This is a genomic window from Saccharicrinis aurantiacus, assembly GCF_947489045.1.
Taxonomy (GTDB): Bacteria; Bacteroidota; Bacteroidia; order Bacteroidales; family Marinilabiliaceae; genus Saccharicrinis; species Saccharicrinis aurantiacus.
In genome coordinates, this window is sequence record NZ_CANLCN010000001.1 from 385360 (window position 1) to 408657 (window position 23298).

The window sequence follows — 23298 nt, forward strand, 5'->3', positions numbered from 1 at the left end:
GTATTTTTTAATAAGCCTAAATTGAATAATTCATGAAAAATAGAAAAATCAATTTAGGCTGCAAAAAATATTCATACGATATTAATTAGTTTGCACTCGTTTCAGAAGCTTCGGGGGCTTTTTTTGCTTGTGAGATAAGTTGTTCAATTTTAGATTCTAAATTGCCCATCTTTTCCTTTAATTCATCCTTTAATTCGCCGCCTTTGCTTTTAATCTTTCCTTTAGTTACTTCTAATTCTTTCTCAAGGTCGTCTAATTTGTCCTTAATGTCCTTACGAGTTTCAGTTCCTGTTTGTGGAGCATAAAGTAATGCTGCAGCAGCGCCTAAAACAGCACCTGCAATAATTCCACCTAAAAATAAGCCAGTATTTTTCATGATTTAAACTATTTAATTGTTATAAAAATATAAAGTAATATTACGTATAATGTAATATGTTTAATATCGTAATTATTGCTTGTAATATCAAATAAAACATAAAAGCTTTTGACACATTTGTTTTGATTAAAGACGAATGAAGGTTATTTTTGAACGATGTACTAATATTAGCATTTAATATATTGGTCTTATAAATACCTGAAATCACAAATAAACGATATATATCCTAATGGAGACCCAAAATGAGCTAAGCGCTATAGAACGTAAAGAAGTTATAAATAAATATAGAAGTCTTCTTAAATCGAGTAAAAATATTTTCAATAAAGAAGATCTAAAAGAGGTTCGTACTGCAATGTTAATGGCCTTGTCTCGAAAAAAAGAAATTCGAAGAAAAACCGGAATTCTTTCAGCAGTACACTCACTTGATGTAGCCCAAATAGTTGGTTCCGAAATAGGTTTAGGAAGAACATCAGTTACATGTGCTTTACTTTATGATTTGTTGCGAAACGACGATATGGAGAAGCACGAAATATCTGAGATATTTGGTGAAAACGTTGAGGCAATAGTTAGTGGTTTGCTTAAGGTTAGGGAGTTATATGATAAGGATACATCCATTGAAACAGATAACTTCAGAAAATTATTACTCACATTTGCGCAAGATGTACGTGTTATTCTTATAATTATAGCCGACCGATTACAGGTAATGCGAACTTTGCATTTACTTGATGAGGAACGCCAACATAAAATTGCTGCTGAGGTTGGTTATTTGTATGCTCCAATGGCACATCGTTTAGGTTTATACGCCATAAAATCCGAAATGGAAGATTTGGTAATGAAGTTTACAAATAGAGAAATGTATTCTTTTATTGCCAAAAAACTGAATGAAACTAAGCGAGCTAGAGATAAATATATTGGGGATTTTATTGCTCCCTTGAAAAAGGAGCTTACTGATATGGGATTGAAGTTTGATATAAAAGGTAGAACTAAGTCCATTCATTCCATTCATAATAAAATGAAGAAACAAAATACGCCTTTTGAGAAGGTGTACGATTTGTTTGCCATTAGAGTTATATTGGATAGTGAAGGAAATACGGAAAAGCCCGATTGTTGGAAAGTGTATTCTGTTGTAACCGATAAGTATCAACCCAATCCATCTCGTTTGAGAGATTGGCTTTCAATACCTAAATCAAATGGTTATGAATCTTTACATACCACGGTGTTAGGGCCAGAAAAGAAATGGGTTGAAGTTCAAATTCGTACCAATAGAATGAACGAAGTTGCTGAAAAGGGACTGGCTGCACATTGGAAATATAAAGGAGGCTCAGGTGAGAAGGGAATGGACGAATGGTTAAGTAATATTCGCGAAGTCCTTGAAAATCCTGAAAGAAACGCCGTAGATTTTATTGATGATTTTAAATTGAATCTTTACGATGAGGAGGTATTTGTTTTTACTCCTAAAGGAGATTTGCGTCGTTTACCCAAAGGAGCTACAATATTAGATTTTGCCTTTGATATTCATTCAGAAGTAGGAAAGAAATGTACTGGAGCTAAAATTAATGGTAAACATGTATCCATTAAGCATGAGGTTTCTAACGGAGATCATATTGAGATTATTACTGCTAATAATCAAGTGCCACGACCTGAATGGGTAAATATTGTTGCTACAAGTAGAGCAAAAACAAAGTTGAAGCAAACGCTTCGAGAAATTGAATATAAGGAAGCAGAATTTGGTAAAGAAACACTGGTACGACGCTTGAAAAACTGGAAAATGGAGTTAACTGATCAGTTAACTCATCAGTTGGTAAAGCATTTTAAAACAAAAAGTATCAACGATTTCTTTAGAGATGTTTCAACCGGAGCCATTGATGTAATGGCTGTGAAGGAATTTATCCTTCATAAAGACGATAAGGAAAGTGAAAAGCCAATTGAAGAAATAGCTTCTTTGAAAAGTGCGACTAATTTTGTTGTTCAAGAGGATGAAGAGAGTCAATCTTCAGATGTTTTAATGATTGATAAGAATCTGAAAAATGTTGATTACTCATTAGCAAAATGTTGTAATCCGATATTTGGTGATGATATTTTTGGCTTTGTAGTAGCAATTGGTGGTATAAAAATTCACAGGAAGTCGTGCCCTAATGCTCCTGAGATGCGAACTAAATTTGGTTATAGAATTGTAAATGCACAATGGACTGATGGGGCTTCGGCAAGTTTTCAGGCCACACTAAAAGTTACTGGAACTGATGATATTGGTATAGTAAGTAACATTAGTCAGGTTATTACAAAAGATATGAGTATGAAGATGCGTTCTATTTCAATTGATTCCAATGAAGGAAGTTTTGAAGGGTCTGTTACCGTTTTTGTAAACGATACAAATGTGCTTAATACTTTAATTAGGAAGATTAAAAATGTTAAAGGAGTATACGCTGTATCAAGGATTGATAGGGCATAGGAAATTGCTATTGTTGAAGATAAAAAAAGCGGCATAGCCGCTTTTTTTATGTGTTAATTTAATTTATAAGTTTTAACCCAATCTATATCAAAAGAAAGTGGTAAGCCATTTTTTGGCTCCTCTAAAAAGTGAGTGCTAAAGCTGAGGTACATTGGATCTGTTGGAATGTTATTGGTTTCTGTATGAATTGTTGAACCATTAATTTTCCACTCTAGTTTATTTTTGCTCCATTCAAGTGAGTAAATTAAATACTTACTAGTTGAGGTTGGCGCGTTTAGTGTTTTCTCGTTAGCTTGAACTTCATTATTTTGTTGCCAAAAGTTTCCTACAATTGATTTGTTGCTTGATTTTCCAGACTTACAGATGTTAATTTGAGGTGTTACAGTTTCTGAGTGTAAACTAAAAATATGCTGAGCATCTTTATTATGGGTAAATTTAATTTTAGCTTCAAATTTACCATACTGTTGACGAAAGCTTTGGCCAGTATTAATTATACCTGAAGTAAGGTTAAATTCTTGGGGTCTAAATCCAATAGTAGTATCCCATACTTTACCTGTACATTTCTCAGTTTTGGTAGTGATTTGCGCACAGTTATTTGAAGTGCTTACATTTTTATCGGTAAAGAACTGTTTTTCATTGGCCTGTACATAGTTATCATTCAGTAGAGTTTTACCCCAAAAGTAACCTGTAAGCCATTTGTTTTTATCTAATGTGTTAGTGCTAAATTGCTCTTCAAAAGTCAACGACCATTTGTTAAGGTCCTCAAATGAATTATTATTCTGAGTTTTAAAAAACCAGTTTAAATCATCGTTCTTTTCTAGGCCCGTAAACTCTTCTATTAGTTTATGTTCTTCAGAGTTTTTATAACGGTTTTTATCCGTCATATGAGCTTTTATTTCAGTGAACTCTTGTGATACAGTATATTCTTTTAGTTCGTAATACTTAATAACTTCTGCAGTTGATTTTAATTCTTCTGCTTTTTCGTTATTGCCTTTACTTAAAAACTTATTATATCGCTTAACTATTCTAGATCGCTTTAAAGCTTTAAATTCTTTCTCCTTTGCAAAAGCTAGAGAGTCTTTAAAACGCTCTTTTTTTAACTTTTTCACTTTCGAGTTAAATTCTGGGCTGTTAACAATATCTTTTAATTCATTATACCTTAAAAGTAAGTCCGATTTTTCTAGTTCCGTAAAGCGTTCAAAGTCTAGTTCTAATTGTTTAATTGAAGCTTCAAATTTATCGGTTGAAGGAATTTTGTTTCCAAAATTAATTCCAAATATACTGGCCATGAAGATTGATTTTGATTTAAATTATTAAAAGTTGTACGCTAAAAATGAAAAATGGTTTTAATAAAATGGATGAATAATTATTATTAGTTCTATAAGAAGCTGCTTTGTTATACTAAGTGTTTTATTATAAAATAGTTTACGTAATGTATTGGTACCTACTCCGAGAAAAAAGTATTGAGATGTCTTATGAGCCTCGTAATTATTCAGAATATAGTATTGCACCATTCATTATATTTTATACTTTTGTGACCGCTAATGCGAAAATAGCTCAGTTGGTAGAGCACGACCTTGCCAAGGTCGGGGTCGCGGGTTCGAGTCCCGTTTTTCGCTCCATTAATTTATTGAAAATAATTTCATATTTTTAATAAATGCCCAAGTGGTGAAATTGGTAGACACGCAGCCTTGAGGGGGCTGTGCTCGCAAGGGCGTGAAAGTTCGAGTCTTTTCTTGGGCACATATAAAAAGAAAGTATGTGTAAGGCGTTTAAAACAATTGTTTTAAATGCCTTTTTTGTTTTTACTTGAGTTCTTAAAAAAGCACGGACCCACAATATTTGTTTACCTAACAGCATTGTTTATCATTGTATGGTTTAGAGTGTTCTTACCAAAGATGGACTTTGTCCCATCTTTTTTTTAAAAAGTCTACTGAAATAATGAATAGATTGGAAATCGAGTTCATAACTAATTTCTTTAATAGACTTATCTGTTGTAAGTAATAACTCTTTAGCCCGCAATATTTTTAGTTCTAGATGGTATTGGTGTGGTGATATGCCGGTATATTTTTTAAACATGGTTCTAAAGTAGTCATAACTTACATTGCAGCTCGAAGCCCATTGCGTAAGATCTGGTAATTGTAGTATCTCTTTACGCATTTCAAAACGTAGTTTTTGTATGGCTACTTCAATGTGACCACCTCTAAACTCTTGTTGCTTTTGTGCGGCAACAATGTATCCCAATAATTTTATAATTAGACCAGAGGATATTTCCTGAAAGCCAGGTTTCTCTTCTTGCACAAGGTGGAAGATTTTGTAGTAGGTATCTATTAATTCTTCGTGCATCCCGAGCGAAATTACCGAGTTGTTGTTTAGTACACTTTTTTGTTGTAAAAAGTGGTCGGCAATTGGGCCGTCAAAGCCAATATAATGTTCAGTCCACCCTATATTATTGTCAGGTTTGTATCTATGCCATTGTTGTTTTCGTATAATCATTAAGGTGCCAGGCTCCACCTTAAAACTTTCTTCCTTTGTTTCAAAAATACCACTACCATTGGTAATATAGTTTAGTTGGTACTCGTTGAGTATTCTTCCATTCTCGTACTTAAAATAGTAACTAGATGGATGTTCTGAAGAGGGGTATTGTACATGCGTAGGTATAAATGACTGACCTGCTACGTTTAAAAACAATCCCCAGTTTTTGTTTTCATTACTTACGGTTAAGTATTTAAAAAAGTCCTTCATATCTCTCTAGTCTTTTTTCAATTTGATTGCTTTTCAGTTGCTTATAAGGTGTGTTGCTGAATGTTTATTATGATTACAATAGTATACCTACATAATGTGCAAATTAATACATTTTTTGTGTATTGATGAGCTTGTGCCTGTACCCTACATTTGTCAATGTAATTAATTATCAAGGCAAGATAATAATATATAACTAATCTTTAAAATCTACATTAAATATGAATTCATTAAGTGCAATTGGTTTAATAGCTATTGGTAGTGTTGGGGCAGCAAGCTTTTATGTACCATTCAAAAAAGTTAAAGAATGGGCTTGGGAATCTTATTGGATTACTCAAGGGGTTGCAGCTTGGATTTTGGCTCCAGTAGTATTCGCTCTTTTAACTGTACCATCCGGAACTTTATTTGATATTATTGGCGAAGCACCAAGTTCGGCAAAGTGGTTGTCCTTATTGTTTGGTGCCCTGTGGGGTGTTGGAGGTTTAACCTTTGGTTTAAGTATCAGATACCTCGGAATTGCTTTGGGTCAAAGTATAGCTTTAGGTTTTTGTGCAGCTTTTGGAACACTCATTCCGCCAATCGTGGCGGGCGAAAACCTGTTGGGTTCACAAGTCGGTGTATTAATGATTATAGGAGTATCTATATGTATTGCCGGTATCGCAATTATTGGGTACGCTGGTGCATTAAAAAATAATGGCTTATCTGATGAAGAAAGAAAGGCAGCAGTAAAGGATTTTGCACTAAAAAAAGGATTGATAATTGCTTTTGTTGCGGGTTTAATGAGTGCGGCTATGAGTTATGGGTTTGCAGCAGGTAAACCTATTGAAGATGTAGCATTAAAGTATGGAACAAATGTATTGTTTCAGAGTAATCCAACGCTCATATTCATATTGTTCGGAGGGTTTATTACAAATCTTGTTTACTGTGTTTATCTAAATATTAAAAATAAAACCTACACCGATTATACAAAAGTGTCTACTAAAGTATTAATTAGCAATGTAGGGTATACGTTTTTAGCCGGAGTGCTATGGTTCTTGCAATTTCACTTTTATGGCATGGGTAAAAGTCAGCTCTCATCTGATATTGCTCCATTTGCATGGAGTATCCTAATGGCTTTAAATATCGCATTTGGTAATTTATGGGGTGTCTTTTTAGGAGAGTGGAAAGGTGTTAGTAAAAAAACAATGGCCATCCTAGTCATTGGTATTCTGGTACTCATCTTATCCACCTTTGTAGTTAATATCGGATAGAATCTAATATATAAAACAACAGTTACATGGAACGTAAGGCTTTTAAAATGCACCTTAACGAGGGGCAAAAAGAAGAATACAAAAAACGCCATGCTGAAATATGGCCAGAGCTGAAACAGCTATTAAAAGATGCTGGAGTAAGTGAATATTCCATCTTTTTAGATGAAGACACCAATACACTTTTTGCTTTTCAGAAAGTGGCTGGGGGCGAAGGTTCTCAAGATTTGGGTAAAACAGATATAGTGCAGAAGTGGTGGTCTTATATGAGTACCTTAATGCGTACCAACGAAGATAATTCGCCGGTATCTGTGGAGTTAGAAGAAGTTTTTTACATGCAATAAATCAAAATCAGAATTAAAATGAAAAAAAAGGAATTAATTGAAAAAGCATATGATATAGCTAAAGCTCAATATGCTGCATTAGGTGTTGATACAGAGGAAGTAATTAAAAATATGAGCAAGGTTGCGATCAGTCTTCACTGTTGGCAAACCGATGATGTTGGTGGTTTTGAAACGCCAGATGCTGAGTTATCAGGTGGTGGTATTCAAACAACCGGAAATTACCCAGGTAAAGCAGGCACTATTGAAGAAATGCGCGCCGATTTAGAAAAGGTACTTTCGTTATTACCGGGTAATTTAAGATTAAATCTTCACGCTATTTATGGCGATTTTGGTGGTGAACTTGTCGATCGTAATCAAATTGAAGTAAAGCACTTTCAGAGTTGGATTGATTGGTGTAAGAAAAATGGTTTGGGAATGGATTTTAATGCGTCTAATTTTTCTCACCCAAAAGCCGATAGTGGTTTTACTTTGTCATCTAAGGATGAAGAAACACGTCAGTTTTGGGTAGAGCATCTAAAGCGTTGTCGTGAAATATCTGCCGAAGCTGGTAAGCAATTAGGAACACCTTGTGTGCATAATACTTGGATTCCTGATGGATCAAAAGATACGCCTATTGATAGAAATGGACATAGAGAATTGCTAAAAAAATCGCTCGACGAAGCTATGGCTACAGACTATCCAAAAGAACATATGATGGATGCTGTCGAGAGTAAATTATTTGGTATTGGAGCTGAGTCAATGACTGTGGGATCGCACGATTTCTACCTTGGTTATGCCATTAGTCGCGATAAAATGATTTGTTTAGATAATGGTCACTTCCACCCAACGGAGCAAGTGGGCGATAAAATCTCAGCATGTCTTCAATTTGTCGATCAAGTATTGCTTCACGTAACTCGTCCGGTTCGTTGGGATTCTGATCACGTAGTAACTTTAAATGAAGATGTTCAGTTAATTGCTTCGGAGATTGTTAGAAACGATTATTTAGATAGAGTAAAAGTAGGTTTAGATTTCTTTGATGCTTCAATTAATCGTATTGGTGCTTATGTGGTTGGCACAAGAGCTGCACAAAAAGCATTTATGATTGCCATGTTAGAGCCGACGTCTTCTATGATTAAGATGGAAGAAGCAGGTCAAAATTTTGAGCGTTTGGCTATGCTAGAGGAATTAAAAACAAAACCTTTTGGTGCTGTTTGGGATTACTATTGCTTACAAAACAATGTGCCTGTGGGCGAAGATTATATTGCTGAGGTGCAAGCATACGAAAAAGAAGTTTTATCAAAACGATAATATTATAAAAGTAGACAAGGTGTTGATTTAATGCCCTGATGATACACTCTTGTCTACTTTATATTAATGCTATTTCACAGTATTGTAAACATTACTCCCTTAAAAAAAATCAGAATCTACAAAATGAAAAACAGTATAAATCAATTGGTGGAAATGTCGCAAAAGTTTGGACAAGATCCCCAGTATATTATTGCCGGAGGTGGAAATAGTTCCTTTAAGGATAATGAAAAAATGTGGGTGAAAGCCAGTGGAACATCCATGGCTACTATTAACGAGAATGGCTTTGTTTGTTTGGATAGAAACCTAATGCAAGTACTGTCAACAAAAGTATATAGTGAAAACCCTACTGAGCGAGAGGAACAAGTAAAGCAAGATTTACATGCCGCCATTTTATTTCCAGAAGGAAAAAGGCCTTCTGTGGAGGCGAGTATGCACGAGGTGATACCTTATTCTTTTGTAATGCATACACACCCAACTTTAGTTAATGGTTTGTTGTGCGCATTAAATTCAGAATCAGAGGTTAAACGAATATTTGGAGATGAGGTAGTTTATGTACCTTATACTGATCCGGGATATGTTTTGTATAAAGAAGTTTTAGCTGCATTAAAATTATTTAAAGATAAAAACAAAAAAGATGCTCAAATTATATTTTTAGAGAATCATGGTGTTTTTGTTGGAGCCAATACCTGCAAAGAAATTGATTCTATCTATAATCAGATAGAAGAAAAGCTTAAACAAAATTTACAAAGCAATAATTCTACCCAAAAGCAAAATAAGTCAGAAGAACTTAATGCCTTGGTTATTCAACTTCAAAAAGATTTACAATCAGATAGTATAGTTGCTGATAGTAGCTCTTTAATCAAACGTTATGTTGAAAATACAGCAGCGTTTGAAGAAATATCTAAACCATTTACGCCCGATAACATAGTGTATTGTAAATCAAAATATCTATACCTCAATAAAGGTGGTGATGTTTTATCAGCCTTTGCTGTATTTTTTAAAACCAATGGCTATTACCCTAAAGTTATAGCTTGTGAAGGGCTTGGAATTATTTGTGTTGAAGATAATTTGAACTCTGCAAAAATTGTGTTGGATGTATTTACCGATATGGTAAAAATTTGTGCCCTTACACATTCCTTTGGAGGTCCACGCCCAATGTCTCAAAATCAAATTGATTTTATAGATAATTGGGAGGTTGAAAATTATAGAAGAAAGATATCTAAAGAAACTAATTAATATGAGTACGATAAAAGTAATTGCGGTATTTGATATTGGTAAAACGAATAAGAAAATTTTACTATTTAATCAAAAGATGGGCTTAGCTTATCAACACGAGCAAAAGTTTGCGACCACAGTTGATGAGGATGGTTCAGAATGCGATGATATAGAAAAAATTCAGAATTGGATTATAGATACATTAGGTGCTATTATAGAAGAAGGTCAATACGATATTCTAGGTGTTAATTTTTCTACCTATGGGGCTTCTTTGGCCTTTTTAGATAAGCAAGGAACTTTGTTAACCCCGATATATAATTATTTGAAAGAGGTTGATATTGAAATTCAAAATGAATTGTTTAATGCCAATGGCGGAGTAGAGGAGTTTTGTCGACGAACTGCAAGTCCATCACTGGGTATGTTACTAAATTCGGGTATACAGGCTTTATGGCTTAAGAAAACCAAGAAATCACTTTGGGATAAGGTGGATGCTGTGTTGCATTTTCCGCAATACTTGTCGTATGTTTTAACCAATCAGGTAAGTTCTGAACCTACCTCAATTGGTTGTCATACTTTTATGTGGGATTTTGATAATATGCAATATCACCCATGGTTAAATAAAGAAGGTATTAAGGTACCAACGCCGGTTAACAATGATACGGTATATCCTGCCAAAATTAAGAATAAAGAGGTGAAGGTAGGAGTCGGTATTCACGATAGTTCAGCATCTTTAGTGCCTTATTTGGCAAATTCTAAAGAGAAGTTTATTCTTGTTTCTACGGGCACATGGTGTATTAGTATGAATCCGTACAATAGCGAAGCATTAACGAGTACGCAATTACAAAATGATTGCTTGTGCTTTTTAACACCTCAAAATCAACAAGTGAAATCCTCAAGGTTATTTATGGGGCATTTTCACGAAAAAATTACAGATAAGCTAACAGAATACTTTGGCGTTGATGCCAATTATTTTAAGACGGTACCTTATGATAACCAGATTGAGCGTAGTTTAAATACTCAATTCGGAGATCGAAAAGTCTTCTTCCCAGAGGGAATTGAAAACTTTGACAACGGCCTAAAAGTGGTAGATGTACCTCAGTTTAAGAATTTTATAGAAGCTTATACGAGAATGGTTATTGAATTAACAAGTCTTTGTATTGATTCTATTAAGTTAATTATTCCAGAAAATGACGAATCAAAAATAGTATACGTTTCTGGAGGATTTGCTCGAAACCCAATATTCCTAAATATTCTATCCAATTATTTCGATGATAAGAAGGTGTTAACCTCCGAAATTGATAATGCCAGTGCCTTGGGTGCAGCTATGGTTATTTCGGGTGAATGTGATGGCTTTTCAAACAATAATATTGAACTCACAAAAGTGTCTGATATACTAGTATAATAAACTCAAATAATGAACATTTCAAGAAAAATTTATTTGCCACCCTTAAGTATTGTAGGGCCTGATGCATTAAAAGAATTAGAAGAAGAATTTAGCAGTAGAGGTTTTAAAAAGGCTCTATTGGTAACGGATAGTATTCTAGTAGAAATTGGTATTGCCGATCATGTGAAAGCAATATTAAAAAAGGCATCAATTGAATATGTCACATATAGTGGTGTAAAGCAAAATCCAACAGTAGAGAATGTTAATGAAGGTTTGCAACTACTAAAAGATTTTGGATGCGATTGCATCATCACTTTAGGTGGTGGTTCTCCTCAAGATTGCGGAAAGGCAATAGGTATTTTAGCTACCAATGGTGGGGAAATACAGCATTACGAAGGTATTCACGTGTCAAGTAAAAAAGCCTTACCAATTGTAGCTATTAATACTACTGCTGGCACGGCTAGTGAAATAACCATTAATTACGTTATCACCGACGAGAAGCGTAAAATTAAAATGGTAATGGTTGATAAAAACTGTTTGGTTGATATCGCTGTTAACGACCCAATTTTAATGCTTAATAAACCGGCTGCATTAACTGCTGCAACAGGTATGGATGCACTTACCCACGCCATCGAAGCATATGTTACGGCAGGTGCATTTGAGTGGTCCGATGCCTTAGCTATAAAAGCAATAGAATTAATTGCAAGTAGCTTAAGAGATGCGGTTAAAGATGGAAGTAATGTTGAGGCACGAAGCAAAATGGCATGGGGACAGTTTATTGCAGGGCAGGCATTCTCGAACTGTGGTTTAGGGTACGTGCATTCAATGGCACATCAGCTTGGAGGATTTTATAATTTACCCCATGGTGTTTGTAATGCGGTTTTACTCCCTTTTGTTGAGGAGTTTAATGCCGATGCTTGTGGTGAAAAATTTAGAGATATAGCAGAAGCTATGGGTGTTAATACAACAGGTATGAGCACCAAAGAAGCCAACAAGGCGGCTATAGATGCCATTAAAAAACTATCTGCAGATATCGGAATTCCGAGTGGTTTAAAAGAATTAGGTGTAGAAGAAAAAGACATTGAATTAATGGCAAAAAATGCATTGCTCGATGTTTGCGCAGGTGGAAACCCAAAGGGAGTTACACTCGAAGATACAATCGGTATTTACCAAGCTGCTTTGTAGTAGAATAGAAGAGATAAAAAAATAGAGATATGAAGCAATTAGATGTAAAGTTAATGCACCCTAGAGTGCAAATAACAAAAGTAATAAGCCGAATTTACAAAAATGGAATGACCACCACATCAGGAGGTAATATTTCTATTAAAGATGAAAATGGCGATATCTGGGTAACACCATCTGCTATTGATAAGGGAACTCTAACAGAAAAGGATATTATATGTGTTAAAAAGGATGGAAGTATCATTGGCGATCATAAGCCATCTTCTGAATTTCCTTTTCATAAGGCAATTTATGATGTACGTCCGGAAATTAAGGCGGTAATTCATGCACATCCACCAGCATTAGTTTCTTTCAGTATTGTAAGAGATATTCCTAATACTAATATTATTCCTCAGGCTAAAGAAATTTGTGGAGCTATTGGATATGCTCCATACGGTATGCCAGGAAGTGAAGAGCTAGGAGAGAAAATTGCAGCTCAGTTTGAAGGAAGTGAAAATATGGCTGTTATTATGGAGAATCATGGTACAGTTTTAGGAGGGTCTGATTTAATGGATGCATATACTCGTTTCGAAACGCTTGAGTTTTGTGCACGCACTATTATTAATGCCAAAGCTATTGGCGAACCTGTATATCTTACTGATGATCAAATTAAATCATTCGAAGATCAAATTCCGTATGACATCGAGAAGAATGATGATGTAGCTTATCCACCAGAGGAAAGAGCCATCCGACAAGAGATTTGTAACATAGTGCGTCGTGCTTGTGATCAAGGTTTAATGATCAGTTCTTATGGTACGGTATCGGTGCGATGGAAGGATAATGATTTCTTAATTACTCCTCCAAATATTGCGCGTTGGGACATTGTTCCTGAGGATATTGTACAAATTAAAGGTGGTAAGGCCGAAGAAGGTAAAACGCCAAGTAGATCGTATGCGCTACATCAAAAAATATATGAATTAAATCCGCATATTAATTCAATTATTTTAACTCAGCCACCGCACTTAATGGCTTACGGAACAACAGGAGTTAAGTTCGATGTAAGAACAATTCCAGAAAGTTGGATATTCTTGCAAGATGTTCCTTGTTTGCCATTTGGTTCTCATTTTGATGGAGATAATACTATTCCTGAATTATTAAGTGAAGATGTCCCATCTGTATTAATTTCAAATGATTCGTTCTTAGTAACAGGTGATCAGTTGTTACAAACATTCGATAGATTAGAGGTTGCAGAGTTTAGTGCTAAGTCATTAGTTATGGGAGCTCCACTAGGTAAGTTATTCCCTATTAACGATGATCAAGTTGAAGCATTACGACAAAAGTTTCTTTGTTAAATAATAATTTTAAGTATAGTTTTTTGGAGGTGGACCTTAGGGTTCGCCTTTTTTAATAACCTAAGTTCGTTTGTAAAACAAAAGGCTTAAAAGTTCTTTTTACACATTTTTGTAAGAGATATAAGAGGCTATAGTTAACTCGAACAAATTTCTTACCCTGATGAATAGTATGAGTGATATAATGGATCCTATAGGTCAGTTAATGGGTTTGAGGTATAAATCTCACCCTTGGCATGGGATTGATGTTGGAGATATAGAAAATAACCTAATAACATGTTTTATAGAGGTTGTGCCTACGGATACAATTAAATATGAGGTGGATAAGCCAAGTGGTTATTTAAAAATTGATCGGCCTCAAAAATACTCTAATGTTGTGCCTGCACCTTATGGCTTTATTCCACAAACCTATTGTGGGAAAAAAGTTGGTGAGTATTGTTCTCAAATGACTGGTAAGGAGGAGATATTTGGCGATCAAGACCCTCTTGATATATTAATGCTCACAGAGAAAGAAATACCTCACGGTGATATTATTGCCCAAGTTATTCCAATAGGTGGTTTTAGAATGATTGATGGAGATGAGGCAGATGATAAAATAGTATCTGTACTAAAAGAAGATGTGATGTATGGCAATGTTAAGGATATAAGTGAGTTGCCTGATTTAGTAATTACACGATTGAAGCATTACTTTTTAACCTATAAAGATATGCCAGGGCACAATAGCGATTGCGAAATTACGCATGTTTATGGTGCTGAAGAGGCTCAAAAAGTAATACAACTTTCGAGGCTGGATTATAAAGGGAAATTCGAACGCTTATGTGTTGAGTTACAAAACTACTAATGAGAGTTGAAGTTCTTTCAGGTGGGGTTTTGTTGTTCATAGAATAAAAACAAAGGTTTTATATGAAAAGCTAATCAAATCTTATCCTTGTAAGTACTCTGATAAGGTAAAATAAATCTGAAGATTTACTAAAACTTCCGAATGAGTTTATTGAACTTCCTAAATTCAGTAATTTCGTTGATGACTCTAAAATAATCTATTCTGATTATATCAATAGTATTCGAAGCTACCTCTATAATCGTGCTATGGAATAGTAAAAGCAGGCCGTTCTACTAAATGGAATGGTGCAATACAGATTACTCTATGTAAATCATTATCAGGAAAAACAAAAGAATTAGCTTCTAGGTAAATGTAAGTTTAATTGTTGCTCAATACTGTAAAAACTAAGCATGTGTACTAGAGCAGGTTTTTATATGAACAATCCTTGTAATTGTGAATATTTAATATAACGATATAGAATAAATGAATCTATTTAAATAAAATAATACGAAACTTATGATTAATGAATTGTTTAATTTATCAGGAAAAATTGCCTTGGTAACCGGAGGTACACATGGTATTGGTATGGCTTGTGGTAAGGCCCTAGCTTTAGCAGGAGCTAAGTTATGTGTTAATGATATTAATGATGAAAAATTAGAAGAATGTAAAGCAGAATATGCCAAAGTGGGTATTGATGTTTTTACGGTTAATTTTAATGTAACATCTGAAGAAGATGTGGACAAGGGTATCTCAATTATAGAAAAAGAAGTTGGACCAATTGATATATTGGTAAACAACGCAGGTATCATAAAGCGAGTTCCTATTTTAGAGATGCCAATAAAAGACTTCGAAATGGTTTTGGATGTTGATTTGGTTGCACCACTTATTGTAGCAAAACGAATTGCTCCCGGCATGATAGAGCGTCGTCAAGGTAAAATTATTAACATGTGCTCTATGATGAGTGTTTATGGTCGTCAAAACGTTTCAGCCTACGCAGCTGCTAAAGGTGGCTTAAAACTTCTAACAGAGAACATGACATGTGAGTGGGCCAAATATAATCTGCAAATTAATGGTATTGGACCAGGGTATATTGCAACATCACAAACAGCACCTATTAGAGAAAATGGACACCCATTTAATGATTTGGTAATGACTCGTACGCCAGCTGGTCGTTGGGGGGATCCTCAGGATGTAGGTAACGCCGCGTTATTTTTATCTTCAAAAGCAGCTGATTTTGTAAATGGCCATATCTTATATGTTGATGGGGGTATACTGGCTAATTTTGGCTATGTGAAAGGCGAAAACGAAATCTAAATCACTTATTTTTTCCATATTAATACCCTGAGTTCGAATGAAAATGAAATCATTCATTTTATATTGAACTTAGGGTATTAAGTTTATTCTAAAAAGTTCCGTACAAACCATAATCAGCAGTGTTGCAAAATACCTGACTAAAAAAGAAGAAACCATCTTTGTTCGTTTCCATCCTTCTATCGAGCCTGAGTATGGGCTGTGTTGATTGTAAATTAAAGAATTCTTGTAATTTTTCATCAGCATTAATTGCCATAAGTTTCTGCTCGCCGCCAATTACTTCAATCTGATATACTGTTCTCATAATATCAAATAACGATCTGTTTTCGAAATTTCGCCCTGCAAAGCGCGGGATGTTTATATTTGGAACTAAGGTAATATCGTAGAATACAGGTTGTTTGTTTACAATTCTCAGTCTTTCTAACTGGTAAAATCCAACTTCTTTCTCAATGTCTTTTAGCGGAAAACCAAACATGTCGTTTTTAGGATGTACTAAATGAGGTTTAACTATCATTTTTGTAACAAGGTTATCTTTCCCAATTGCCGAAGTAGTACCCGATAACGATAGTATACCAACTCCTTGGGGTTGTCCTTGTACAATGCTTCCTTTTCCTTGTTTTTTTCTAATGTAGCCCTCATGAACCAATCTATCCAAGGCTTTACGAACCGTTGGGCGTGTTAACCCATGTGAGTTACATAATTCATTTTCGGATGGGAGTATGTCACCTTTGCTATAGATACCATCAGTTATGTGCTTTCTAATTTTCTCGTAGAGTAATTTATAGGGAGGTAATTCTTTTCTATTGTGCATGGCTTTTTCTTTAAATGTAAAGATAAGTATAATTAAATGTATATACAAGTAACTTGTAAATAGTGTTAATTATCTGTAAATCAGTAAATAATGATTAATCAATTAATTAACTTGTAAATACAAGTTGATGAGTGTTATATTTGATAAAAATATTTAAAATATGGCTACAGTTGTTATAATGCCCCGACAAGGGCAATCTGTTGAATCATGTATTTTTACAGAATGGTTCTTTAAGGTGGGAGACCAAATTAAAAAAGGTGATATTTTGTTCGCTTACGAAACCGATAAAGCTTCGTTTGAAGAGGAAGCTACTGAAGCAGGAACTTTACTTGAAGTATTTTGCAACGAAGGGGATGAAGTTCCTGTTTTGCAAAATATTGCCGTAATTGGTGCTCCTGGCGAAAATATAGAGGAGTATAGAGGAGCTAATACTTCTCAGTTAGAAGAGGTACCTGTAGTACAAGAAGCTTCAGAAGAAAAGATAGAAGATATTAAAGAAGAGCTTGTTGTGCAAACAAAAGAGCGTGGATCTTCTGAAGATGTTAAAATATCGCCACGAGCGAAAAAATTAGCAAATAGTAATAGTGTCCCTTTTGAAACTTTGGTAGGTTCAGGCCCCGAAGGCAGAATAATAGAACGAGATATTCAAGCATATATAGCAGCAACGCCTAAAGTAACACCTTTGGCCCGAGAGATCATAAAGCAAGAAGAATTGCTTGTTTCTGATAGTGGTACAGGCCTAGCGGGTGCTGTTACTTCTAGCGATTTAAGTAGTGTCAATCCCGTGTATGCTGAAGATTATGAGATAAAAAAGTTGCCGAATATACGCAAGCTCATTGCAAAAGCTATGCATGCTTCACTGCAGAATTCAGCTCAGCTTACCCACCATTTGGGTGCCGATGCTCGCAATATAATGCAGCTTCGAAAAACAATAAAGGCCACAGAAGGGGCGCCAAATATTACAATAAACGATTTGGTTTGTTTTGCAGTAATCAAAGCTTTAAAGAAGTTTCCTGATGCCAATGCTCACTTCTTGGGAGATAGTGTTAAATATTTCAATAAAGTACATTTGGGTTTGGCTGTTGATACAGATAGAGGCTTAATGGTTCCTGTAATTAAAAATGCCGATGATTTATCTATTGGAGGATTATCACGTCAGTTTAAGGAGGTAGCAGAGTCATGTAAAAAAGGGAGTGTTGATCCAGAGTTACTTTCATCTGAAGCGGCATCTTTTACAGTTTCAAATCTCGGAAATTACGGTGTCGAAATGTTTACGCCAGTAATCAATCTTCCTCAGGTGGCCATTTTAGGCGTTAACACAATTGTACCGCGCCCAACAGATTTAGGAGGTGGTGTTTATGGTTTTGTGCCTTTTATGGGATTGAGTCTTACCTACGATCACCAAGCTTTAGATGGTGGTTTAGCTACCCGATTCTTAAAGCAGATAGCCATTGAGATAGAGAATTTACAAATAGATATTTAGGTTGTTTTTAGATAGTAGTAGGATTGGTTGTGGTAAGTGTATACTCAACTAATTCTACTACAAATACCAAAAAAAGTTACACTTATGTATGATTTAGCAATAATAGGAGGTGGTCCTGCAGGATATGTGGCCGCCGAACGTGCTGGAGCAAAAGGCTTAAAAGTTATTCTTATTGAAAAGAAAGAACTGGGTGGCGTGTGCTTAAATGAAGGCTGTATGCCAACCAAAACTTTATTATATAGTGCAAAAACCTACGATAATGCTGTTGCAGGTTCAAAATATGGTGTGAATGCCAAGGAAGTGTCCTTCGATTTTTCAAAAATGATGCAGCGCAAACAAAAGGTCGTAAAAAAGCTGGTTAGTGGCGTTGGTTCAAAAATGAAAATGTTTAATGTAACTGTGCTTAAAGATACAGCTACCATTAAAGGGCGTTCTCAAAAAGGTGTTGAGATTGAAACTTCAAAGGAAACAATAAACTCAAAAAATATTTTAATATCAACAGGTTCCGAAGCATTTATTCCTCCTATTCCAGGTTTAGGAACTCCTAACGAAACCATTTTAACCAATAGAGAAATTCTTGAACTTACAGAAAAACCAGAATCATTAGTAATTATAGGTGGTGGCGTTATCGGTATTGAGTTTGCTAGTTTCTTTAGTAGTCTTGGTACTAAGGTTACTGTTATCGAAATGATGGACGAGATTCTTGGTGGTATGGATATAGAGCAGAGTGGTATGCTACGTCAGCATTTCGTAAAAAAAGGAGTGGAGTTTCATATGTCATCTAAGGTTACAAAGGTAGATGGTAATACTGTGAGTTTTGAGCAAGAAGGAAAGCAACAAAATATTTCAGCAGATAAAATATTAGTTAGTGTGGGGCGTAAACCTGTAGTTAAAGGTTTCGGACTCGAAAATATAGGGGTTGAGTTACACCGAGGTGGTATTAAGGTAGATGAAATGATGCGCACTAACATTCCTAATGTTTATGCTGCAGGCGATGTTACCGGATTTTCGTTATTGGCACACACTGCTAGCAGAGAAGGAGAGGTAGTTGTAAATAACCTTACCGGACGCAAAGATCAAATGCGCTATAATGCTATTCCGGGAGTAGTGTACACAAACCCTGAGATTGCAGGAGTTGGTTTAACTGAAGAAGCCGCAAAAGCAAAGGGTGTCAACTACAAAGTATCTAAGCTTCCAATGGCTTACGCAGGCCGATTTATAGCAGAGAACGAAGGTGGTTCAGGAATGTGTAAGGTGTTAGTGGGAGCCAAGTACGGCGAAGTTCTAGGGGTGCATATGATTGGTAATCCATCAAGCGAAATGATTTATGGCGCATGTATGGCCATCGAGGCTGAATTAACGCTTAAGGAACTAGAGGAGATTGTTTTTCCGCATCCTACCGTTTCCGAAATTTTTAAGGAAACCATATTCAATTTTGGGCACTAATCAATTGGTGCTAATAATTTAAACGATTTTTTAAAAAATATATATTATGCCAAAGTCGCAATTCATCGACCCTACGCAGGTCCGTAAGTCAGGTAAAATCGAATTTAAAGAAATTCCGGTTAATCAATATGATAAAAGTATTGAGGAAGAAAAAGTCAATTATTCAAAAGAGCAATTGATTGGCATCTATCACGATATGGCATTAATCAGAGAGTTTGAAACCATGATTAATGAAATAAAAGTGAGGGGTGAATACGAAGGTATTGCCTATAATCACCCAGGGCCAGCTCACCTTTCTATCGGACAAGAGTCTGCTGCTGTTGGTATGGCTTTCCATTTGTCTGTTGAAGATTTTATTTTTGGTTCTCACCGCTCGCATGGCGAAATTATTGCCAAAGGAATGTCAGCAATCAATAAGCTTGATGATGAAGCTTTGCAAGATATTATGACTAATTTCTTTGATGGCCAAATTTTAAAAATTGTTTCAAAGGATCATGAGGGCGATTTGAGGTCGTTAGCGCGTAAATTTCTAATATACGGAACGTTAGCTGAAGTGTTTGCACGTGAAACAGGATTTAATAAAGGCTTGGGTGGTTCTATGCACGCCTTTTTTACACCATTTGGTGTATATCCTAATAATGCAATTGTTGGTGGCTCTGGTGATATTGCAGTTGGTGCTGCTCTATTCAAAAAAGTAAACCAGAAAGAAGGTATAGTTGTGGCTAATATTGGTGATGCTTCTATGGCTTGTGGCCCTGTTTGGGAAGGTTTATCATTTGCCACAATGGATCAGTTTCAAGAGCTTTGGGAAGGTGCCCACAAAGGTGGTTTACCTATTATTTTCAATATAATGAATAACCAATATGGTATGGGCGGTCAAACTTGTGGCGAAACAATGGGTTATGATATTGCCGCTCGTATAGGAGCTGGAGTAAACCGCGATTGTATGCATGCTGAACGTGTTGATGGTTACAACCCTTTGGCAGTTATTGATGCGTATAAACGTAAAATGGAATTGTTAAGTGAGAAAAAGGGACCTGTTTTATTGGATGTTTTAACTTACAGATATAGTGGTCACTCTCCTTCTGATGCATCTTCGTATCGTTCTAAAGAAGAAATTGATGCATGGGAGAAACAGGATTGTATTCTTTCTTATGGGAAAGAGATGATTGCTTCAGGTATAGCTACTCAAAGTGATTTGGATGCTATCAGTGCAGATATTACAGAATTGATCAAGTATGCCATGACACTTGCTATCAATGATGAAATATCTCCTCGTATGGATTTGGTAAAAAATCCTGAGATTATCGGAAATATGATGTTTTCTGAGGGTAGCGTAGATAAAATGGAAGATCGACCGGTAGATGTAAATCACCCAATGGAAGAGAATCCTCGCGTAAAGCAAATTGCTAAAAAGGAACGCTTTGCCTTTGATAAAGATGGTAAACCATTTTCTAAAATAAAGCAGTACCAATTGCGCGACGGCTTATTCGAAGCCATTGTAGATCGTTTCTATAAAGATCCAACCTTAGTTGCCTATGGCGAGGAAAATAGAGATTGGGGCGGTGCATTTGCTGTGTATCGTGGATTAACCGAGGCTTTACCTTATCATAGATTATTTAATTCGCCAATTGCAGAGGCTTCTATTATCGGAACAGCTATTGGTTATGCAATGTGTGGCGGTAGGGTTATTCCTGAAATTATGTATTGTGATTTCTTAGGCCGCTGTGGTGATGAGGTGTTTAACCAACTTCCTAAATGGCAAGCCATGTCGGGTAATGTTATTAAAATGCCTGTAGTAATTCGTGTATCTGTTGGTTCAAAGTATGGAGCACAGCACTCACAAGATTGGTCTTCTCTAGTAGCACATATACCTGGTTTAAAAGTATGTTTCCCTGCTACGCCATACGATGCGAAGGGCTTAATGAATACTGCATTACAAGGAACTGACCCTGTTGTATTCTTCGAGAGTCAAAGAATTTACGATATAGGTGAGCAATTTCACCAAGGCGGTGTGCCCGAAGAATATTACGAAATTCCGTTTGGAGATGCTGATATTAAACGAGAAGGTACTGATATTACAATTCTTTCAATTGGAGCAACCGTTTATCGAGCTCTTGAAACAGCACAGGAGTTAGAGGAAAAGTTTGGCATGTCAGCCGAGGTTATTGATGCTCGTTCTATCGTTCCTTTTAACTACGAAACAGTAATTAAATCACTTAAGAAAACAGGACGTATTCTGTTAACAAGTGATGCAAACGAGCGCGGTTCTTTCCTTAAGGATATGGCACAGCGCATTACAGAACTAGCCTTTGATGAATTAGATGCACCTCCGGTAGTTGTTGGTTCAAGAAACTGGATAACTCCAGCTTACGAGTTAGAGGAATTCTATTTTCCATGTAAAGAGTGGATGATAGATGCTATTCACGAAAAAATAGTTCCGCTTAAAGACCATGTAGTTACAAATAACTTTACTAATGCTGAAATAATCAGAAGAAGTAAGTTAGGGATATAAGAATTTGGTCATTAATTCAGGTTGCACTCTATAGAGTGCACCTGTGCTTTTTCATTAGTAATTAATTCATAAAAATAATCTACACATGCTTCCCGAATTAACAGAATTGCTAAACCAATACAACAATCAAACTAATCAAATATTTAATGTAAACGCACACCTTCATACACCATATTCGTTCAGCGCATTTAAAGATATTCCAGAGATTTTCACTTTAGCCGAGGAACAAGATATTAAGGTGTTAGGGATAAATGATTTTTATTCTACCGATGGGTATGAAGAATTCAATATACTAGCAAAAAAACACAAAATATATCCAATGTTTAATATCGAGTTTATTGGTATTAGTACTAAGGATAAAGAAAAGGGCTTGCGTTTAAACGATCCGGCAAACCCTGGGCGTGCTTATTTATCGGGTAAAGGATTGTCTTATCCTCCAAAATTAGATGAGTCGTATCAAAAAATAGTAAACAAAATTAAGGAAGAAATTACTAACCGTGTTTCATCCATGACATCAAAGGTGAATGATATTTTGTCTAATATAAATTCAGATATACGTATCTCAATTGAAGAAATACTTGAGAAATATGCTGTGGATTTAGTTAGAGAAAGGCATTTAGCTAAGGCAATTCGCATTAAGGTATTTGAGAAATATCCGAGTTTAAAAGAGAGAACAGAATTCTTTACAAAATTATATTCAGGAGTTGAGCCTTTGGTGAACTTAGAAGATGTAGCTGCATGCGAAAACGAAATAAGAAATAATCTACTAAAGTCAGGAAAACCTGCTTTTGTTGAGGAAAATTCCAAAGCCTTTCTCGATGTAGGTTTAATTAAAGAAATCATATTAAATGCAGGTGGTATTCCAACATATCCTTTGTTGGCAGATAATCCCAAAGGAGAGTATACTGCTTTCGAAAAAGATAAAGAGACTCTACTTAAGGAGTTGAAATTAAGAAATATTAGTTCAGTTGAATTTATTCCAAACCGGAATGATTTAAATCGATTAAAGGAATATGCTCAGTTCTTTTGGGAGAACAATATTTTGGTAACCTTCGGAACAGAGCACAATAGTCCAGATATGATTCCTTTAAAAGTGGAAACCAGAGGTCATATTGATTTGGATGATGACTTAAAAGAATTGTCTTTCAATGGCGCCTGTGTAGTCGCGGCGCATCAATATCTTGTTAGCCAAGGGAAGGATGGTTTTGTAAAAGAGAGTGGAGAACGAAATGGAGATAGCCTGCAGCCATTTGTAGAAATCGGTAGAGCGGTTATATCCAAAAGTTTCGAGTAAAACATAACTAATAGTCAAGACTGATTTAGTGTTAGTCTATTGATTATAATTAGAATGATACAAA

At 35.5% G+C, this 23298-nt stretch carries 18 protein-coding genes and 2 tRNA genes; 16 read left to right on the forward strand and 4 right to left on the reverse strand.

Features of this window, described 5'->3' with window-relative positions; genetic code table 11:
- Nucleotides 1–85 precede the first annotated feature (85 nt).
- On the reverse strand, nt 86–376 hold the full coding sequence (locus QMO11_RS01540; protein ID WP_068472862.1) for a YtxH domain-containing protein: 291 nt from the start codon (nt 374–376) through the stop codon (nt 86–88).
- Nucleotides 377–605: 229 nt separating this feature from the next.
- Here QMO11_RS01540 and QMO11_RS01545 point away from each other — a divergent pair, with 229 nt between their 5' ends.
- Nucleotides 606–2825: a RelA/SpoT family protein gene (locus tag QMO11_RS01545; RefSeq protein ID WP_282035705.1), complete on the forward strand. Its 2220-nt coding sequence runs from the start codon at nt 606–608 to the stop codon at nt 2823–2825.
- 53 nt (nt 2826–2878) lie between these two features.
- Here QMO11_RS01545 and QMO11_RS01550 read toward each other — a convergent pair whose 3' ends face one another.
- The gene (locus QMO11_RS01550) at nt 2879–4114 is read right to left on the reverse strand and encodes a glycoside hydrolase family 16 protein (RefSeq protein WP_282035706.1); all 1236 of its coding nucleotides are present in this window, start codon (nt 4112–4114) and stop codon (nt 2879–2881) included.
- A 257-nt stretch (nt 4115–4371) separates the two neighbouring features.
- On the opposite strand from QMO11_RS01550, the gene QMO11_RS01555 reads away from it, so the two are divergent.
- A tRNA-Gly gene (locus QMO11_RS01555) sits at nt 4372–4447 on the forward strand.
- Nucleotides 4448–4484: 37 nt separating this feature from the next.
- A tRNA-Leu gene (locus tag QMO11_RS01560) sits at nt 4485–4568 on the forward strand.
- Nucleotides 4569–4703: 135 nt separating this feature from the next.
- Here the strand turns inward: QMO11_RS01560 and QMO11_RS01565 are convergent.
- The gene (locus QMO11_RS01565) at nt 4704–5570 is read right to left on the reverse strand and encodes an AraC family transcriptional regulator (RefSeq protein WP_282035707.1); all 867 of its coding nucleotides are present in this window, start codon (nt 5568–5570) and stop codon (nt 4704–4706) included.
- 218 nt (nt 5571–5788) lie between these two features.
- On the opposite strand from QMO11_RS01565, the gene QMO11_RS01570 reads away from it, so the two are divergent.
- From QMO11_RS01570 to QMO11_RS01610, 9 genes are all read left to right on the forward strand, one after another.
- Nucleotides 5789–6817, forward strand: coding sequence for an L-rhamnose/proton symporter RhaT (locus QMO11_RS01570; protein WP_282035708.1), 1029 nt, complete (start codon nt 5789–5791; stop codon nt 6815–6817).
- 26 nt (nt 6818–6843) lie between these two features.
- The gene (gene rhaM / locus QMO11_RS01575) at nt 6844–7158 is read left to right on the forward strand and encodes an L-rhamnose mutarotase (protein ID WP_282035709.1); all 315 of its coding nucleotides are present in this window, start codon (nt 6844–6846) and stop codon (nt 7156–7158) included.
- An 18-nt stretch (nt 7159–7176) separates the two neighbouring features.
- Nucleotides 7177–8445 (forward strand): L-rhamnose isomerase, encoded by a 1269-nt coding sequence (locus QMO11_RS01580; RefSeq protein WP_282035710.1) that lies wholly within the window; start codon nt 7177–7179, stop codon nt 8443–8445.
- 123 nt (nt 8446–8568) lie between these two features.
- The gene (locus QMO11_RS01585; RefSeq protein WP_282035711.1) at nt 8569–9681 is read left to right on the forward strand and encodes a class II aldolase/adducin family protein; all 1113 of its coding nucleotides are present in this window, start codon (nt 8569–8571) and stop codon (nt 9679–9681) included.
- A 1-nt stretch (nt 9682) separates the two neighbouring features.
- Complete coding sequence (locus QMO11_RS01590) at nt 9683–11062, forward strand: FGGY-family carbohydrate kinase (protein WP_282035712.1); 1380 nt, start codon at nt 9683–9685, stop codon at nt 11060–11062.
- Nucleotides 11063–11074: 12 nt separating this feature from the next.
- Nucleotides 11075–12229, forward strand: coding sequence for an iron-containing alcohol dehydrogenase (locus QMO11_RS01595; RefSeq protein ID WP_282035713.1), 1155 nt, complete (start codon nt 11075–11077; stop codon nt 12227–12229).
- Between the two features lie 29 nt (nt 12230–12258).
- Nucleotides 12259–13557 carry a class II aldolase/adducin family protein gene (locus QMO11_RS01600; RefSeq protein WP_282035714.1) on the forward strand — a complete coding sequence of 433 codons (1299 nt, stop codon included), beginning with the start codon at nt 12259–12261 and terminating at the stop codon, nt 13555–13557.
- Nucleotides 13558–13726: 169 nt separating this feature from the next.
- Entirely contained in the window at nt 13727–14395 is a 669-nt protein-coding gene (locus tag QMO11_RS01605) for an inorganic pyrophosphatase (RefSeq protein ID WP_282035715.1), read from the forward strand.
- A 495-nt stretch (nt 14396–14890) separates the two neighbouring features.
- Nucleotides 14891–15688, forward strand: a complete 798-nt coding sequence (locus QMO11_RS01610) for a gluconate 5-dehydrogenase (protein ID WP_282035716.1) — start codon at nt 14891–14893, stop codon at nt 15686–15688.
- Nucleotides 15689–15776: 88 nt separating this feature from the next.
- On the opposite strand, the gene QMO11_RS01615 is transcribed toward QMO11_RS01610, so the two are convergent.
- On the reverse strand, nt 15777–16496 hold the full coding sequence (locus QMO11_RS01615; protein ID WP_282035717.1) for a GntR family transcriptional regulator: 720 nt from the start codon (nt 16494–16496) through the stop codon (nt 15777–15779).
- 160 nt (nt 16497–16656) lie between these two features.
- On the opposite strand from QMO11_RS01615, the gene QMO11_RS01620 reads away from it, so the two are divergent.
- The 4 genes from QMO11_RS01620 to QMO11_RS01635 all read left to right on the forward strand — a co-directional run bounded on the left by QMO11_RS01620 (nt 16657) and on the right by QMO11_RS01635 (nt 23234).
- On the forward strand, nt 16657–17979 hold the full coding sequence (locus tag QMO11_RS01620; protein WP_282035718.1) for a dihydrolipoamide acetyltransferase family protein: 1323 nt from the start codon (nt 16657–16659) through the stop codon (nt 17977–17979).
- 84 nt (nt 17980–18063) lie between these two features.
- A complete protein-coding gene (gene lpdA, locus QMO11_RS01625) occupies nt 18064–19425 on the forward strand; it encodes a dihydrolipoyl dehydrogenase (protein WP_282035719.1) in 1362 nt (453 codons plus the stop codon).
- A gap of 46 nt (nt 19426–19471) precedes the next feature.
- Nucleotides 19472–21940: an alpha-ketoacid dehydrogenase subunit alpha/beta gene (locus QMO11_RS01630; RefSeq protein ID WP_282035720.1), complete on the forward strand. Its 2469-nt coding sequence runs from the start codon at nt 19472–19474 to the stop codon at nt 21938–21940.
- 85 nt (nt 21941–22025) lie between these two features.
- A complete protein-coding gene (locus QMO11_RS01635; RefSeq protein ID WP_282035721.1) occupies nt 22026–23234 on the forward strand; it encodes a PHP domain-containing protein in 1209 nt (402 codons plus the stop codon).
- Nucleotides 23235–23298: the final 64 nt, after the last annotated feature.